This is a genomic window from Pseudomonas sp. EL_65y_Pfl2_R96, from assembly GCF_963970905.1.
In the GTDB taxonomy this organism is placed as follows: Bacteria; Pseudomonadota; Gammaproteobacteria; order Pseudomonadales; family Pseudomonadaceae; genus Aquipseudomonas.
In genome coordinates, this window is record NZ_CAXAQH010000006.1 from 49,269 (window position 1) to 64,591 (window position 15,323).

Here is a 15,323-nt window from a genome sequence, read left to right on the forward strand (position 1 = left end):
AGCCACTCACACACTGAACAGGTCCAATGTGTGAGTAGCTTTCAGAATTTAACTTTCGACTGTTTCTACTTTTCCGACCGGCAAAAGTTTATTGAGCAATATGCTGTTCGAGGTGTCCTTTCTGGCGAGCAGTGCACTCACCAGTGTCGATACCGCAAAGGACTGATAGCCGCTCATTGCCAGAAATACATCTCCGCGCAAGGCTGGGTCCACCGCAAATACCTGACGGAAGATCAAACTGTGTCCGCTGTCGGAATCAACAATCACCAAATGTTCATCAACCCGGTTCACCCACAACTGATCCACAACTACGATATCCCAGATCAGTTTTCCTGGGACCGAAGGCGTGTGATCAAGTGAATAGCGGCAATCGACGATGACCGATTCAAGCTTCAACCACGCCGCCCTGGTAAGCCGACTGGTTATCGAACCTTGACCTATTTTGAGAACCAGGATGCTGACATCATCGGCAATCAACGGGAGTAGGTCCTTGCCCATCTTCGGCCCTTCGACCGTTAGGACTTCGTCATTTCGCTGAATATAGACAAGGGGCCCGACCTTGTTTTCTTGCGGATAGGTGTGCAAGAAACCATCCGCGTATTCGTGCAGCATCACATTGGTTTGATTCTGAGTGCCCACCAGCGCGTATTGCGCGGCAGTGTCGATAGTCGGAATCCGGATCAACCGTCCGGTCCGGACCACGTACCATTGCAAGTAGTCAGGGTCTTTGACGCAAAGAAAGTCAGCGCATCGATGTTCGTTCGCCAGCGCCGCCAATCCGTCACGCAATTCACCTTCCAGTGCAGCGACCCAATGGCTGTCAACGCCCGTAATCCGTGCCGGTTCGTTGTGCTGTAAATCCATCTCCACGCCTTCACGAGTCGTTGCCCTCAGGCCAGCGCCTTCCACTGTCACGTCGATAAAGGTCCAGGGCGCCCACTCCTGCATGGGGGTCGGCAATGCCTCAGCCTGTAACAGCTTCGTTCCCTGGGCAAATGCCGCGTCCAAGTGGTCCGGATCGATAAAACCTTGGCGGACAATCTTGCCGGTTGAAAGATCGAACAGCCAGACGGCCTGGTTGTCCGGAGTAATACTCAGCAACCGTACTTCTTTCCCCTGCCCCAGGTCCGCGAGTAGCAGTCGATCATCAAGGTACCAGGCGCACAAACCGGCATTGCCCTGCAAGCCTGTCAAGCCCAGGATGGCAAAGCTCGACACCGGGTACTGTGTCGCCACCGTTGCGAGTGCGGACCACCATTGGGTTCGATCTTTGAGCCAGGACTCAGTCAACCCGCCCAATCGCAGATGCCCGTCCGGCATCATATTAAAGAACAGGCCGGAGTCGGTCAGCGCAAGAAAGCCCTGCTCAACGGCGACAACATTTTTCAACCCCTGAGGGCCGATTCCGCTGGAGGACCATTGCGCGCGACCATTCACTGTCGACCTTTGCTGTCGCACGAGTCTTCGGTCAGTTTTGTCGAAGGTGACAAACACTTCACCCTCGACCCCAGCGGGAGCGATGAGCAGAAGGTCGGCCAAAGCCTTGATCGAGTCTGTCCATCCCCGCAAACGGTGACGCCTGGCCGGTGCACGGATGGTCAAGCCGTCACTGTCCCGAACCCAGATCAGATCTCGACGCTTGTCATCCAGCTGCCAACAAATCGATACCAGTGCACCGGGACGCCAGTTCACGGTATTCGTTGATTCTCTCGGCAATATATAATCGCCCAGCACCTGCTTCCAGTCAGTCAGCCTGTCCGCGTCCAGAACTGGCTGGAGTGCGGGAACCAGACCCAGGGTGATCGAACTTAGCCACACCGCACGGTCATGGATCAGGTAGGTCAGTTCATCATGCTGACCGTCCTTTCGAATGAACTGCTGCACGACCTGGACAGCACCATGGGCCGTCACCTCGCATCGGATAATGGTCGCTTTGCCCTGCGGTATGAGTAGACGATAGCTCTGAACCAGCGTGCCGGTGGTTGCGTCGACCTGCCAGACATCAAAACTCTCAGGGTGATAGAAGTAGGCAAAGTCCTCCGCCACTGCTCCCAATATGGCCTCATCGGCCAATATCACTTTCGAATCGCGTATATACAGAAAGCGATCCCGAGCCGAGTCGTAATACGCGGCCACCGTCCTGGGCTCATCCGGCTTTTCGAATGGAACGACAAACTCATGAACGGGGGTATATGGCATGGCCAGTCGATGCTCAAGGGCCAGTGACTTGAAATGATCCAGCAACGCTTGCTCCCCGAGCGCCGGATCCGCATCTTCTTCGACCACCTCCAACCGCAGGGCAACAAGATCAACGCGCATGATCTTGTTACCAGCCAGCTTGAGCAATACATCGTGAGCGCCATTGCCACTGAATTTCACATCCAAGGTGTTTGAAACAAGTCGACCCGCGGCTTCTATCCGGATGTCTGCCTCCGCCAGCCAGGGAGCCAGCAGCACCCAGCGCATCGCATTATGACCCGGCGCATTGAGTTCGAGGCTCACACCTGGGTTGAGCAGTACAGAACATAGAGCACCTGCCCCTTCTATCCGGTAGGAAGCCATGCCGTGCCACATCTTCGGCAGCACGGGCACCACCAGAGAGCGCTCGATGTTGTCGAGACGAACGTTGAAAACCGTTGGCTTGTATACGGGGTTCAACCGGTTGACCACGTACTCACCGGGAAATGAGTAGAACGAAAACAGGAACTGCCATTGCCCCTGTTCGTTCTTTTTCTCCAGCCGACGTGCCGTGTCGAATCCACCGGCATGACGAAACGTGACAAACGGCAGCAACTTGTATTCGTAGCCGTACCACGTCTTGGGTGTGCAAGGCAGAACGATCGTTTGCCCTGCCTGCGGTGAGAAAGGTGCCGAGCCGGGCAATTCAAGACCCTGGCGAATGTCGGTGGCGCGAGCGTAATCCACGTCGAAATCCGGAACCCCAAAATGGTCCCGAAGCGGAAACAGCTTCGGGCTGTCGAAACGGACAGTGGATGCGTGCAAATCCAACTCGGCGAATACCAGCGATGGATGTGCAATCCAGGCATTCGACGCCTTATCCAGGTGATAGCCGCCTTGCAAATAAGCCTTTTCCAGCCCATCGAAAAACAGCGCGACCTCCTTGGCCTCCTCCGCAATGGTGGCAAAACCTTCGGCCAGCGCAGCAACGCCCACCGCCAACCCGCCCAGAATCACCCCGCCGCCTCCCAATACCGCAGCAACCGTACCCGCACCTGCAAGTGCGGCACCCAGGCCTGCAGCGGCCAATACCACGCTGGCGGAGTCGAACGCCAACTGCGTCCCGAACTGTGCCTTTTCAATGTCATTGGCTGCGTGGCTCAATTGGTAAATATCAAAGCCGACATTCACCAGTCCCAACACCGTACCCACCCCTTCGTTGGCAATATGCCCCAAGGCTCTTTGCACGAGTGGCGCGCTGGTTCTGGCGATCAGCTTTTCATCGTCCAGTGCCTGGCGAACCAGTTTTACAATGCCAATGACATCCACGACATTGCCATGGGCAAGCTGGGCATAGTTCACATAAGCATGCAGGCGAATAGCGGTGGTCAGCGCATTGTCACCACCACTTGCCGCGCCTTCATGATGTCGCAGCGCGTTCATCAAAGCCTGTATGGTGAAACCGGCATTGAGCGTATGGACACTGCCCGCCTCAGTCGGATCGAACTCGGAGACTGGCGACCGTTGTTTGCTGGCCAACGTCTCGAAAAGCCCGGAGAGAAACGCCTTTATCCTGAGAAACCGGTGATCATCACTCGTGACATGCGCCATGGTCTGCTCAACCTTGGGGTCGACCAGACTGATCTTGTATTCCCCGCTCGGCGTAACCTCCAACGTCTCGAACAACGGGACGGCATCCGCCGATAATTGGTGCTGGGTCTGCAACTGCCTTGTCGCCTGGGCGATCTGTTCTCCCCACCAGTGAGCATCCAACTCCAGCAAAGAGCTGCCCAGCGCTACATTGCTCACCAGCGATCGCCCACGGGCACTGGCCACGCGTTGTCGAACCCGTGACAGCGTTTGTTCAGGCAAAGCGCCGGGTTTGGACAAGCTTGACACTTCGATACCGGACGCCAGCACCATCTTGTTCAGGCTGACGCCGTCGAGCTCGATCAGATCGAAGGTCGGCCTCTGCGCATCGCCAAAGGCTGCGTAATGCCTGGCCATCTGCTTACTGACGAAAAAGTGCGTCAATGCATCATTGAACGCCAGGGGTGTAACAAACTCGCAGATTCCGAAGTTCGGGTCGTAAAGAAGATAAATGCTGCGCTCGCCTTCGAAGACTTTCGCCACCAGCATCGAGTGGTTGTCCGAGTTGAGCATCATGGTAGTAGTGGCTGTTTTCTCTTCCAGCATCGCTACGATCTGAGTCAGTTCAGAGCGCATCAATGGCTTGCCGATGTCATCGACAGGGGCATCACGCAGCTCTTCGATCATGTTCACAAACACCCTTGAATCACTGGCCTCAGGCTCAGTGACGGCCAGGTAAAAGCGCTCCCGCAATGTGTTTGCCGCATTGTTGCCTTTATGAAGAGCAGCAGCCATGGCCAGCGCCAATGGGTAGCAGCGCCCGGCGACCCGGTCGCCCGTGCCTTCGAGCAACAAGTCCTGTGGCACCATTTTGAAAGTGCCTTGATCGAAGCTCGCCAGCACTTCTCCCATTTGCTCGCTGATCCGGTCGCGGTATTCGAGTTTCGCCACGCGCTGAATTTTAGCGACCTGCTTGCCCCACTGGCGCAAAGTCAGCGGTTGTTCCAGTGCATCTTTCTTCAGTCCCAAGGCGGTTTCGGAATACGTCGGTGGCTGATCGACAGGGCTTACAAGCCCGGCCAGAAAAGCCGGAGCCTGGCGCTGGTACAGCGCGTACTCGATCACCGAGTAACGGCCCGCCGTCCCCAGTTCGCGGAGGTTGCTGGCCAGCTTCTCCAACTGCGGGCGAGCCGCATCAAGGCTGCGATTATCCAGGGTTTGCGCGCCGGTCAAGGCACCGAGCAACAGACGTTGCAAGGGGCTCAACTGAGCGACTTCGACACTACCCTTGGCGAGTCGACTCAAGAGTTCATCAAGCGACAACTGTTGCGTCTGCGGATCGCTCAATGATGCAGGGGGCAGTGTCCTGGCACTTTGGGCGCGGATCGACTGACGCTCATCGAAGCTCAGTGAGACAGCCTTGTCGAAGGTCACCGCACCGTTATGGCGGCGATTCATCATGCGCATGAACGGTTCACCCAACTCATCAGCCAGATGCTGCAACAGGTCGGTGGACAATACATGGCGCCCCTCGATCACCGGCCAGCCTTCATCGAAGTCAATGCTCTGGTGCTTGAGCAGTTCTGCCATGTTTCCTTTGTAATGGGCTTTCAATTCGCCGTCGGTCCAGCGCTTTTTTTCCGCTTCGAGCCAAGCCTCCATGTTCTCAGCGTTTTCTTTCCACGAGTGGTCCCTATCCTCCTCCGTTGCGTTGTTGAACCCTGTGTGCAACCGTAAGGCATCCCGAAATGCATCAGCGCCACCCGGCGTCAAAAGCTTGCTTTCGTAGTCCACTAGACCGGCCCGCACAGCCCCCGGCCCCGTCAAGAATATCGAGCCCTGAGCTTGGGGACGGATGCCGTCACTGAAGTAATCGCCTATCCCCCTGCACAAGTCACTGGCCCGAAAATCATCGCCGCCGGCTTTTTGATCGAAGATATCGAATTCGTCCCTGAGCACTTCCTCCGTTAACCTATAAATGCTATTGCCATCGTGGTATTTGATTTTGCGCTTGTCGGCCTGAAGTTCAACTGCCAGCAGTACACGCTGGTGGATCTCGAAGCGCTCGATGATGGCTTCCAGCGCGGCCGACCCTGGATGGCTAATAATCAGCGCATTGGACTCGCCGTTGTCGATCATCGCCAACCGCAAACTGTCGGGCTGAACATTGCGATCCTTGAGTGGAGCAAACACCTGTTCTAACGCAGGCGCACTTTTGGCAAACCGCTCCAGGGCATCGCGGTGCGTCGCGGGGATTCGCCCGATATAGTTGGTATAGCGACTGCGCAAATTCTGGCGGTTCGGCATCCAGTGAGGATTGTGGTCCAGTAACAGCTGCAAAATACCGAGCCGTGCGTCGAACTCCAGTTCGTTAATTGCAATGCCTGCCAGTTTCTGAACAAGCGGCGGCAAGAAATCCACATCGTTATAAATCCCGCCTTCGCCGTATTCGACCACTACCCGCACAATGTCCGAGGCCGCTGCGAGATTGCCGCGCAAAGACATTTCACGGTTATAAAAACCTCCCAGCCGAGAGAATGCCTGGAGCTCATGAACATCGCGCAACCGGGTGTGTCCATCATTGAGGCTGGCCATGACTTGAGCATTTTTATCCCGCAGGGTCTGCAAGATTGCCTCGTCCTGACCATAGCCGCGAACCAGTAAGTCCATGCGCGCCTGATCAGCACTCTTACCGAGTTCGATCGCCTGATTGATGTGCCTGTACATCTGGCGCTTCAACGCCGTGGCTCGTTCTTCATAAAGATCGGCCAAATCATGGCCGGAGGTAACCTTTTGCCCTTCACCGGACAACACATCAGCCTTTGCCGCCTCGACAATGATTCGGTTGGTTTCGTGTACCAGCAACCCATCACTGTCATACCAGACATTCAGCCCGTAGCCATCCTTGGCCATCACCTGCTTCCAAATGTTGATGTAGTCGCGCTGAATCTCCCCTACGCCGCCCCCAAGCCAGACAAAATGCAGATTTTTCGGCACTTCGGTGGCGGGTAACTTCAGCTGTTCAAGGCCGTTGTGCAGGCGTGCCTCGAAACCCTCCACTCTGTTGTAGATGTCCGCCAAATCAGGAGCCCCGGCAACGCCAGGACTCGTTGGCGGTTCCGACGCGGCGGCGCGGCGGCTCCGGCCACCGCCCTCCAAGGCCCCCAACGCTTGCTTGAGCAGCCCCAACGGCTCCAACAGTTGTGGGGAGTCCTGCATACCGATACAACCGGAGTAATATCGGAACACCGCATCGTATTGATCGGTGCCCTTGCGCGATATCAAGGCCTGTTCAAGGTCCTCACGTTTAAACAGATCCACAAAATTGACGTAGCCATCCGCAATCGAGAACTTAGACTCGCTCATAAACAACACTTCCATTTATCGTATATAAATAGCCGGGATCGACTTTAGACATTCATGATCCCACACCCACGTTCAGGCACTCGCACACGCCACTGACTTGCAATAAGTACAAAAAAGCGTCGCCATTCCTAGACGAGCATCGAGAACACCCACAGATTTAACATTGAGTAAAACGTTACATAAGCTTTATAAAATCAACCAATATCAAAAACACAAAAGCAAAACTAACCCACCACTTGAACATTGCTCAAGCAACAAGAAATTCAATTAATTACGAAGCCAATATCACATTCAATGTTACAGATTCATGCACACTAACTCGTGGAGTGGCGACCTATACACTAGAGCCGTGAAAAAACCCTTTATAAGCCTGACCTCATAACAATCGTATTAAGTAATGAGTTGTCACGCCTTGAAAAACACCGACATCAAAGTAAAACTTCCTACAACGCAGGATCAAAGTTCTTCCTGGACAGATAACCCAATCCCACTCAAATGACCGAACAGGCTTACGCCCACAAATGCCGTAACAATCGGGGAAATAGCGGGATTCAGGTGATGAAGGCGGCCCGAACGGGCCGCCAGGGTTCAGCAGAGGGGTTTGCTGCCATACCAGCGCGGTGTGTATACCCAGTCACCCCCTTCGGTGCGGGGGAACACGCAGGTGGTGGACGAGCCGATCAGCACCATGGTGCGCATGTCCACTTGCTCCGGTGTGAGCGCACCGAGTGTGGTCACCCGCAGCGTCTGGCCGGGCCGCCCGATATCACGGCCCAGAACCACCGGGGTTTCAGGCGTACGGTGCTGTGCGACGATTTCCAGAGCACGGCCCAACTGCCATGGCCGCGAACGGGAAATCGGGTTATAGAAGGCCAGCGCCAGATCCGCTTCCGCAGCCAGATCCAGGCGCTTCTCGATGATCGACCACGGCTTGAGGTTGTCCGACAGCGACATCACGCAGAAGTCATGCCCCAGCGGCGCACCGGCCTGAGCGGCCGTCGCGAGGGAAGCGGAAACCCCCGGCAGAATCTCCAGATCGACGTTGTGCCAGGCCGGATCGCTCGACTCGTGCAACGCCTCAAGCACCGCTGCCGCCATGGCGAACACACCCGGGTCGCCGGACGACACCACGATCACCGAACGGCCCTGAGCCGCCAGTTCGAAGGCGTGACGGGCACGCTGCATCTCCTCGCGGTTGTCGGTGCAATGCTGCACCTGATCGGAGCGGAAGGGACCGGCCATGCGCACATAGGTTTCGTAACCCAGAACGTCGGTGGCCCGCGCCAGTTCGGCCTTCACGGCAGGCACCATCAATTCGGCCGCGCCCGGTCCGAGACCGATCACCGCCAGACGCCCGCGCGGGCGGCCAATCTGTGTCACATCCAATGGCTGCGCGGCGACGGCGATGGCCAGGCACTGCGCCACCGCAATGATCGTTGCATCGGGCACCGCGCTGCGCGCCAACTCACCGCCATCGGCTGCCGCCGCAACGAAGCGCAGTGGCACTCCGAGCTCCAGCGCCGCTTCACGCAATGCCGCACTGGCGATCAAATCATCAGCCGCCACCAGGCACGCCAACGCTTGCACTGCCACTTTCGCCTGCTGCAATGCCGCGCGAACCCTGTTCGGCAGATCAGCCACTTCGGCACTCACCGCCACCGCGACGCTGCGCGGATAAATCAGCAGTTCGTTGGCGCTCGCCTCACGCTCGGCAGTGCCGACATGGATCGAACGCTGCGCCTGCGGATCTTCCGGCAGTTGCGCCTGATCCAACCACGGCGCCCCCCCTTCGATACGCACGCTGTGCCCGGCGAGCAGGTCAGAGACGAAACGCTTGCCCAGCTCCAGATCGCCGAGGGCATAACCGCTGGGCGGATTGAGCAGGCAGGTGCCAAAGCGCAATTCACCACTGGTGGTGATCGCCGCAGCGACCTGCAATCCGGCAGCGATCTCTCGCGCCATGACATTCACCCCGCCGAGGCCGCCAAGCAGCGGCACCACCGCGCTACCGTCTTCAGCCACGGCCAGCACCGGTGGCTCGGCCCCCTTCTCCAGCAGCAACGGTGCCAGGGTACGAATCACAATCCCCGCCGCGCAGAGGGCGATGATCGGCGTGTCCTGTTGATAAAGCTCGCGCAGGGTTGCGCCGAACTCGTGATAAACACGGTCAGCGCCTTCCACCCGTGCGGCCAGTCCATGGATCAGTGCGCCAGGGTATAGCTGCGCAATCTTGCGTGCGGTCGCGAGGCTGCCATTGCCGAGAATGACAATCGCCGGAGCGGAATGGGCCATCAGCCTTGCCACCTTTCACCGGGAACGATGATCAGCGAGAAATACGGCGAAGACATCGGCTCGACCTGATCCAGCGGCACGATTTTCTGGTTGGCCATGGTCGCGCGCTCCACGTACAGCGCGCGCTCCGCCAGACCGAGCTCTTCCAGCACCTGACGGACCTTGGGGAAGTTGCGCCCCAGTTTCATGATCACCGCCGCATCGGCATCGGCCAGTCGCCGCTTGAGGTCTTCGTGGGGCAACACACCCGACAACACCGACAGGCTCTGGTTGCGATACACCAACGGCGCACCGAGTACCGACGCGCCGCCGAGCATCGAGCAGACACCCGGCACGACTTCGGCTTCATAACGCTCGGCCAGACGATCGTGCAGGTACATGTAGGAGCCGTAGAAGAACGGATCGCCTTCGCAGATCACCGCCACGTCACGGCCCGCATCCAGATGCGCGGCGATTTCTTCGCCGGCGGCATCGTAGAAATCGCTGATCACTTGTTCGTACGACAACGGCGCCGGCAGCGCTTCGGTGGTCACCGGGTAAACCAGCGGCAGCAGGGTTTGTGCGTCCTGCAGATGCGCTTCGATGATGCCGAACGCATTGCCCTTCTTGCCCTTGGCGACGAAGTACGCCACCACCGGTGATTCGCGCAGCAGGCGCAAGGCTTTGACGGTAATCAGTTCCGGATCACCGGGGCCGACGCCCAGGCCAATCAAACGTCCAGGTTGCTGCATCATTCGATCTCCGTGGCGAGGGCGTTGACGGCGGCGGCGGCCATGGCACTACCACCCAGCCGGCCTTGCATGATGACGAAAGGAACGCCACGGCTGTCCGCCGCGAGCATCGCCTTGGATTCGGCGGCGCCGACGAAGCCCACCGGGAAGCCGAGGATCAGCGCCGGTTTCGGGGCACCGGCGTCGAGCATTTCCAGCAGATAAAACAGCGCGGTCGGCGCATTGCCGATCACCACCACACTGCCTTCCAGGTGCGGGCGCCACAGTTCCAGCGCGGCGGCGGAACGGGTATTGCCCAACTCGCGGGCAAGCTCCGGGACGCTGTCGTCGCGCAGGGTGCAGATCACTGGGTTATTGGCAGGCAAACGCGCGCGGGTCACGCCTTCGCTGACCATCCGCGCGTCGCACAGAATCGGCGCGCCAGCGGCCAGTGCATCGCGCCCGGCCTTGCCGGCGCCTTCGGAAAACTGCAGACCGTCGATGGCCTCGACCATGCCGCAAGCGTGGATCACTCGCACCGCGAGTTTCTCCAGGTCGGCCGGAATGCGCGCGAGGTTGGCCTCGGCACGAATGATCGCGAAGGAGTTGCGATAGATCTCCTGACCGTCGCGGATGTAATCAAGCATCAAAGGAACTCCGTGAGCGGGCGTCGAGCAAGGCCACGACCGCTTCAATAGTAAGGTTGCGTGCGTGCAGCGCGCCGAAACCCGGCTGCGCTGCATCGCGAAAATAGAGGTCGTAGTGACCGGGTGAGACGGCCAGCAAAGTCACTGGCGTGACGTGCGCCGCCGCGCAGGAACGCGCGCAGCCAGACAGATGCACATCAAAGACTTGGCCGTGACGTTGCAGCAACGCCGCCAGTTGCAGGGCATCACCCTTGGTGTCGGACAGGCCTTTGCCGCAACCCGCCGAACCGGTGCAGGCGATCAGATGCGCCAAGGCATCGTCTGCCGAACAGCGCAGGCCCAAACTTTCCAGGCTGTGGATAACTTGAGCGGCGTCGTCTTCGTGGATATCTGGCAGCAGCAGGCTTTGCCAAGGTGTGAAGCGCAGACTGCCATCGCCCCGTTCACGGGCCAGTTGTGCCGCGCCCCGAAGCATGGCGGGATCGAGCCGGCCCAGAGGCGGCGTCGCGCCGACATAGACACGACCGGTTTCACGCTGAGGATGAGCGCCTATGTGCAGAACACGAGAGTGCAGAACGCTTGAGTTCGTAACGCGCGGCTCGTTCACGATGGACAGTAGCGGCACACGTTCGGCCACTTGAGCGACAAACCCGGCCACCGGGTATTCGGCCAGCAGATGACGCATGCGCGTCTGATCGGGACGCGCCAGATCGAGGAACAACTCAAGCACCGCGATCACCAACGCATGGCCGTCCTCCAGTCGTACCGCGCCCGACGGAGTCTGGGTCGGGCAACCCGCCAGACCGAAGGCCAGCACGCACTCACCCTCTTGCTCAACGGCGCTCAACCACAGGTCGTGAGGATGTTCGAGCATCGCCAGGCTTTCGCCGCCATCGAGTTGCACGGCAAATTTGGCGCTCAACTGGTGAAAACGCTCATGGCTTTGCAGGCTGGTGAGGGTCTGTTCGGCCAGCGGGCGCGTATCGAGCAACATCTGCTGGTCGATCCCGGCGGTCGGGCTAAGCATCAAATTGCGAACATCGTCGCCCGCCGCGGTACGCGGGCCCAATCCTGCGGCGAGCAGGCTGTCGATCAAGGCCGCCTGCTCGCTGCCAATCCCGCGAATCTGCAGGTTGGCGCGGTTGGTCGCCTCGATCACGCCCCCGGCAAAGCGTTCGGCCGCACTGGCCACCGCCTCAGCCTGAACCGCGCTGATCGAGCCGCCATTCAATTTGATCCGACAGATACCGCCATCCAGTGCCGGGACAATACGCAGCAACCCCGGGCAGGCCGAGGGGCGTAAGGCGGTGGACATCGGGCGTTCGTTCAAAGGGGCGACCGGCTGTGTGGGAAAGGCGCTTCGCGGGCGAAGGCGCGGTATTATGCCTGCTTTGTCCGACGGCATGAAAAGCCTGCCCGTCGGAACAGTCCGTTTGTGGACTTTTTTTGAGGACGGCAGATGTCACCCTGGCTGACAGTAGTAGGTATCGGTGAAGACGGCTTCAAGGGCCTGGGCAAGAACGCCCGTCGCGCCCTGCTGGGCGCCTCGCGGATCTTCGGCGGCCAGCGGCAACTGGATTTATTGCCGGTGTGCATTCGCGGCGAGCGGCAGCTCTGGCCCAGCCCGTTTTCCCTTGAACCATTGCTGGCACAGCGTGGCGAGCCGGTTTGTGTGCTGGCCAGCGGCGACCCGATGTTCTTTGGCGTGGGCGCCAGCCTTGCGCGGCAAGTGCCCGCCGAACAGATGCTGATTCTGCCGGCGCCCTCTTCTTGCTCTCTCGCGGCAGCGCGAATGGGCTGGCCGTTGCAGGACGTGGTGACGCTTTCGGTAGTCGCCCGCCCCGTCGCCGCGCTCAACGCCCATGTGTTCAGTGGTGTGCGCTTGCTGGTGTTGAGCAACGACGGTCAGAGTCCGGCGGCCATCGCGGCGTTGCTGCGCGAGCGCGGTTTCGGGCCGAGTCGCCTCACCGTGCTGGAACATCTGGGCGGCGAAGCCGAACGACGCATCGAAGGTGTCGCCAACGATTGGACTGACCCGGCGATCGCCGACCTGAACCTGATCGCCATCGAATGCATCGCTGAAACGAACACCCCGCGCCTGTCCCGACTGGCCGGCCTGCCGGACTCAGCCTTCCAGCATGACGGCCAACTGACCAAGCGCGATGTACGCGCCATCACCCTCGCCCGCCTTGCTCCGATACCCGGCGAACTGCTGTGGGATGTCGGCGCTGGCAGCGGTTCGATCGGCATCGAATGGATGCGCGCTCATCCGAGTTGCCGGGCGCTGGCCATCGAAGCTGATGAAGGGCGGCAGCTGTTGATCGAACACAACCGCGATGCCTTGGGCGTCCCCGGTCTGCAACTGATTCGCGGCAGCGCGCCGCAAGCCTTGGCCGGGCTAGAACGCCCGGACGCGATTTTCATCGGCGGCGGCGTCACCCGCGAAGGCGTGCTCGACACTTGCTGGGCGCAACTCAAACCCGGTGGCCGGTTGATCGCCAACGCCGTCACCCTGCAAAGCGAAGTGACCCTGATGGCCTGGCGCGAACGGCATGGCGGTGAACTGACCCGCATTCATGTCGCTCAGGCGCAACCGCTGGGCGAGTTCGACACCTGGCGTCAGGCGCTGCCGATTACCCTGCTGGACGTGACGAAACCCCTCGATGCGTGACGAAACCGCCGAACAACCCGCCCCGCTGCGCAGCGGCCTGACCACTGGCAGCTGCGCCACCGCCACCAGCCTCGCGGCGGCACGCCTGCTGCTTGGTGGCGTGGAAGCGGACGCCGTCGAGATCATTCTGCCCAAAGGCAAACGGGTGCAGATGCGCCTGGAATTCTGTCGGCTGATGAACGACGGCGCCGAAGCCGGAACGATCAAGGACGCCGGCGACGACCCGGACGTGACCCACGGCGCCCTGCTCTTTTCCCAGGTGCGCCTGCACCGCGAGCCGGGCATCCGCTTCAGCGCCGGCCGTGGCGTGGGCACCGTCACCCGGCCCGGCTTGGTGCTGGGCGTCGGCGAACCGGCGATCAACCCGGTGCCGCGCAAGATGATCAGCGAGCACCTGACGCGGCTGGCCGAGGAGCTGGATTACCAGGGTGGTTTCGAGGTCACGGTGAACGTCGAGGACGGCGAAGCCCTGGCGCTGAAAACCATGAACCCGCGACTGGGGATTCTCGGCGGCTTGTCGATCCTCGGCACCAGCGGCATCGTCCGGCCATTCTCCTGCGCGGCCTACATCGCCTCGATCCATCAAGGCATCGACGTGGCCAAAACCAACGGCTACCTGCACATCGCCGCGTGCACCGGCAACGCCAGCGAAGACACCATGCGCCGAGTCTACGACCTGCCGGAAATCGCCCTGATTGAAATGGGCGACTTCGTCGGCGCGGTGCTCAAGCATTTGCGCAAAGTGCCTGTGGATAAACTCAGCCTGTGCGGCGGCTTCGGCAAGATCAGCAAACTGGCGGCCGGGCACATGGATTTACACAGTCGGCATTCAAGTATCGACCTGCCGCAACTGGCTGAATGGGCCGCAGCGGTCGGCGCCGATGAGGCGTTGCAACAAGCGATCCGCGACGCCAATACCAGTCAGCAGGCGTTGGCGATGGCCAGCGCCGCCGGGATCGCGCTCGGCGACGCGGTGTGTCAGCACGCCCTGGACTTTGCCCGCAGCGTGGTGCCGGCGCAGGTTCAGGTCGAAGTGTTCGCCATCGATCGCCAGGGCGGGATTGTCGGCCATGCGGGAGTTTTCCAATGAAGCGTGTGTTGTTGCTCGGTGGCGTGACTGAAGCATTGGCCATCGCCCGGAGTCTGGGCCCGGAACACATTTACAGCCTGGCCGGTGTCGGTCGTGTACCGACGGATCTGAACTGTCAGGTTCGCGTCGGCGGCTATGGCGGCGCTGAAGGTCTGGCGCAATTCATCCGGGATGAAGGCATTGACCTGCTGCTGGATGCGACCCATCCCTATGCAGCGCAAATCAGCCAGAACGCCGCCACCGCCGCGCAATTGTGCGGCATCGCCTGCTGGGCCCTGCGGCGTCCGGCCTGGCAACCACAAGCCGGGGATGACTGGCGCGAAGTCAGCGACTGGGCCGAACTGATCGAAGCGCTCAACCCCTTCCGCCGACCGCTGTTCACCCTCGGACGCGAACCGTTGCAGCACCTGCACGAAATCCCGCCGGAGCAATTCTGGACGTTGCGTGCACTGGACGTTTATCCGGGTAACGAGCGCTGCGAAGTGATCGGCGCGCGTGGGCCGTTTCTGATCGAGGATGAACGCGAACTGTTCGAGCGTCGGCAGATCGATGTGCTGATCAGCAAGAACAGCGGCAGCACCGCCACCGAGCCGAAACTGGAAGTGGCGCGGGAACGTGGAGTGCCGGTGCTGGTGTTGAAGCGGCCGGTGTTGCCGGGGGTTGAGCGGGGGTTTGAGGCGGTGGATGAGGTGCTGGCAGAACTGGGGAAGCGCAATCTAACGGACGCGTAAATAATTGTGGCGAGGGAGCTTGCTCCCGTTGGGCCGCGAAGCGGCCCC

Annotated in this window: 8 protein-coding genes; 3 read left to right on the forward strand and 5 right to left on the reverse strand. The window is 59.9% G+C overall.

Annotated elements, in window-relative coordinates:
• Positions 1-48: 48 nt before the first annotated feature.
• The 5 genes from AACY49_RS08950 to cobG all read right to left on the reverse strand — a co-directional run bounded on the left by AACY49_RS08950 (position 49) and on the right by cobG (position 12,098).
• A complete protein-coding gene (locus AACY49_RS08950) occupies positions 49-7,134 on the reverse strand; it encodes a TcdA/TcdB pore-forming domain-containing protein (RefSeq protein WP_339523077.1) in 7,086 nt (2,361 codons plus the stop codon).
• Positions 7,135-7,722: 588 nt separating this feature from the next.
• Complete coding sequence (gene cobJ / locus AACY49_RS08955; protein WP_339523079.1) at positions 7,723-9,426, reverse strand: precorrin-3B C(17)-methyltransferase; 1,704 nt, start codon at positions 9,424-9,426, stop codon at positions 7,723-7,725.
• Complete coding sequence (locus tag AACY49_RS08960) at positions 9,426-10,157, reverse strand: precorrin-2 C(20)-methyltransferase (RefSeq protein ID WP_258700795.1); 732 nt, start codon at positions 10,155-10,157, stop codon at positions 9,426-9,428. The genes cobJ and AACY49_RS08960 overlap by 1 nt, the downstream gene beginning before the upstream one ends.
• Positions 10,157-10,783, reverse strand: coding sequence for a precorrin-8X methylmutase (locus AACY49_RS08965; RefSeq protein WP_007937188.1), 627 nt, complete (start codon positions 10,781-10,783; stop codon positions 10,157-10,159). Before AACY49_RS08965 ends, AACY49_RS08960 begins: the two co-directional genes overlap by 1 nt.
• Positions 10,776-12,098: a precorrin-3B synthase gene (gene cobG / locus AACY49_RS08970; protein ID WP_339523082.1), complete on the reverse strand. Its 1,323-nt coding sequence runs from the start codon at positions 12,096-12,098 to the stop codon at positions 10,776-10,778. The genes AACY49_RS08965 and cobG overlap by 8 nt, the downstream gene beginning before the upstream one ends.
• A 144-nt stretch (positions 12,099-12,242) precedes the next feature.
• On the opposite strand from cobG, the gene cbiE reads away from it, so the two are divergent.
• The 3 genes from cbiE to AACY49_RS08985 are packed head-to-tail and all read left to right on the forward strand — an operon-like array spanning position 12,243 to position 15,275.
• Positions 12,243-13,454, forward strand: a complete 1,212-nt coding sequence (gene cbiE / locus AACY49_RS08975; protein WP_339523084.1) for a precorrin-6y C5,15-methyltransferase (decarboxylating) subunit CbiE — start codon at positions 12,243-12,245, stop codon at positions 13,452-13,454.
• Entirely contained in the window at positions 13,447-14,544 is a 1,098-nt protein-coding gene (locus AACY49_RS08980) for a cobalt-precorrin-5B (C(1))-methyltransferase (RefSeq protein ID WP_339523086.1), read from the forward strand. Before cbiE ends, AACY49_RS08980 begins: the two co-directional genes overlap by 8 nt.
• A complete protein-coding gene (locus tag AACY49_RS08985; protein WP_339523088.1) occupies positions 14,541-15,275 on the forward strand; it encodes a cobalt-precorrin-6A reductase in 735 nt (244 codons plus the stop codon). The genes AACY49_RS08980 and AACY49_RS08985 overlap by 4 nt, the downstream gene beginning before the upstream one ends.
• Positions 15,276-15,323: the final 48 nt, after the last annotated feature.

Bases quoted from the DNA above. Each gene is read 5' to 3' on its own strand.
- AACY49_RS08965 (WP_007937188.1), bottom strand. From the start codon at position 10,783: ATGCTTGATTACATCCGCGACGGTCAGGAGATCTATCGCAACTCCTTC.
- AACY49_RS08960 (WP_258700795.1), bottom strand. From the start codon at position 10,157: ATGCAGCAACCTGGACGTTTGATTGGCCTGGGCGTCGGCCCCGGTGAT.
- AACY49_RS08985 (WP_339523088.1), top strand. From the start codon at position 14,541: ATGAAGCGTGTGTTGTTGCTCGGTGGCGTGACTGAAGCATTGGCCATC.
- cobJ (WP_339523079.1), bottom strand. From the start codon at position 9,426: ATGGCCCATTCCGCTCCGGCGATTGTCATTCTCGGCAATGGCAGCCTC.
- cobG (WP_339523082.1), bottom strand. From the start codon at position 12,098: ATGTCCACCGCCTTACGCCCCTCGGCCTGCCCGGGGTTGCTGCGTATT.
- AACY49_RS08950 (WP_339523077.1), bottom strand. From the start codon at position 7,134: ATGAGCGAGTCTAAGTTCTCGATTGCGGATGGCTACGTCAATTTTGTG.
- AACY49_RS08980 (WP_339523086.1), top strand. From the start codon at position 13,447: ATGCGTGACGAAACCGCCGAACAACCCGCCCCGCTGCGCAGCGGCCTG.
- cbiE (WP_339523084.1), top strand. From the start codon at position 12,243: ATGTCACCCTGGCTGACAGTAGTAGGTATCGGTGAAGACGGCTTCAAG.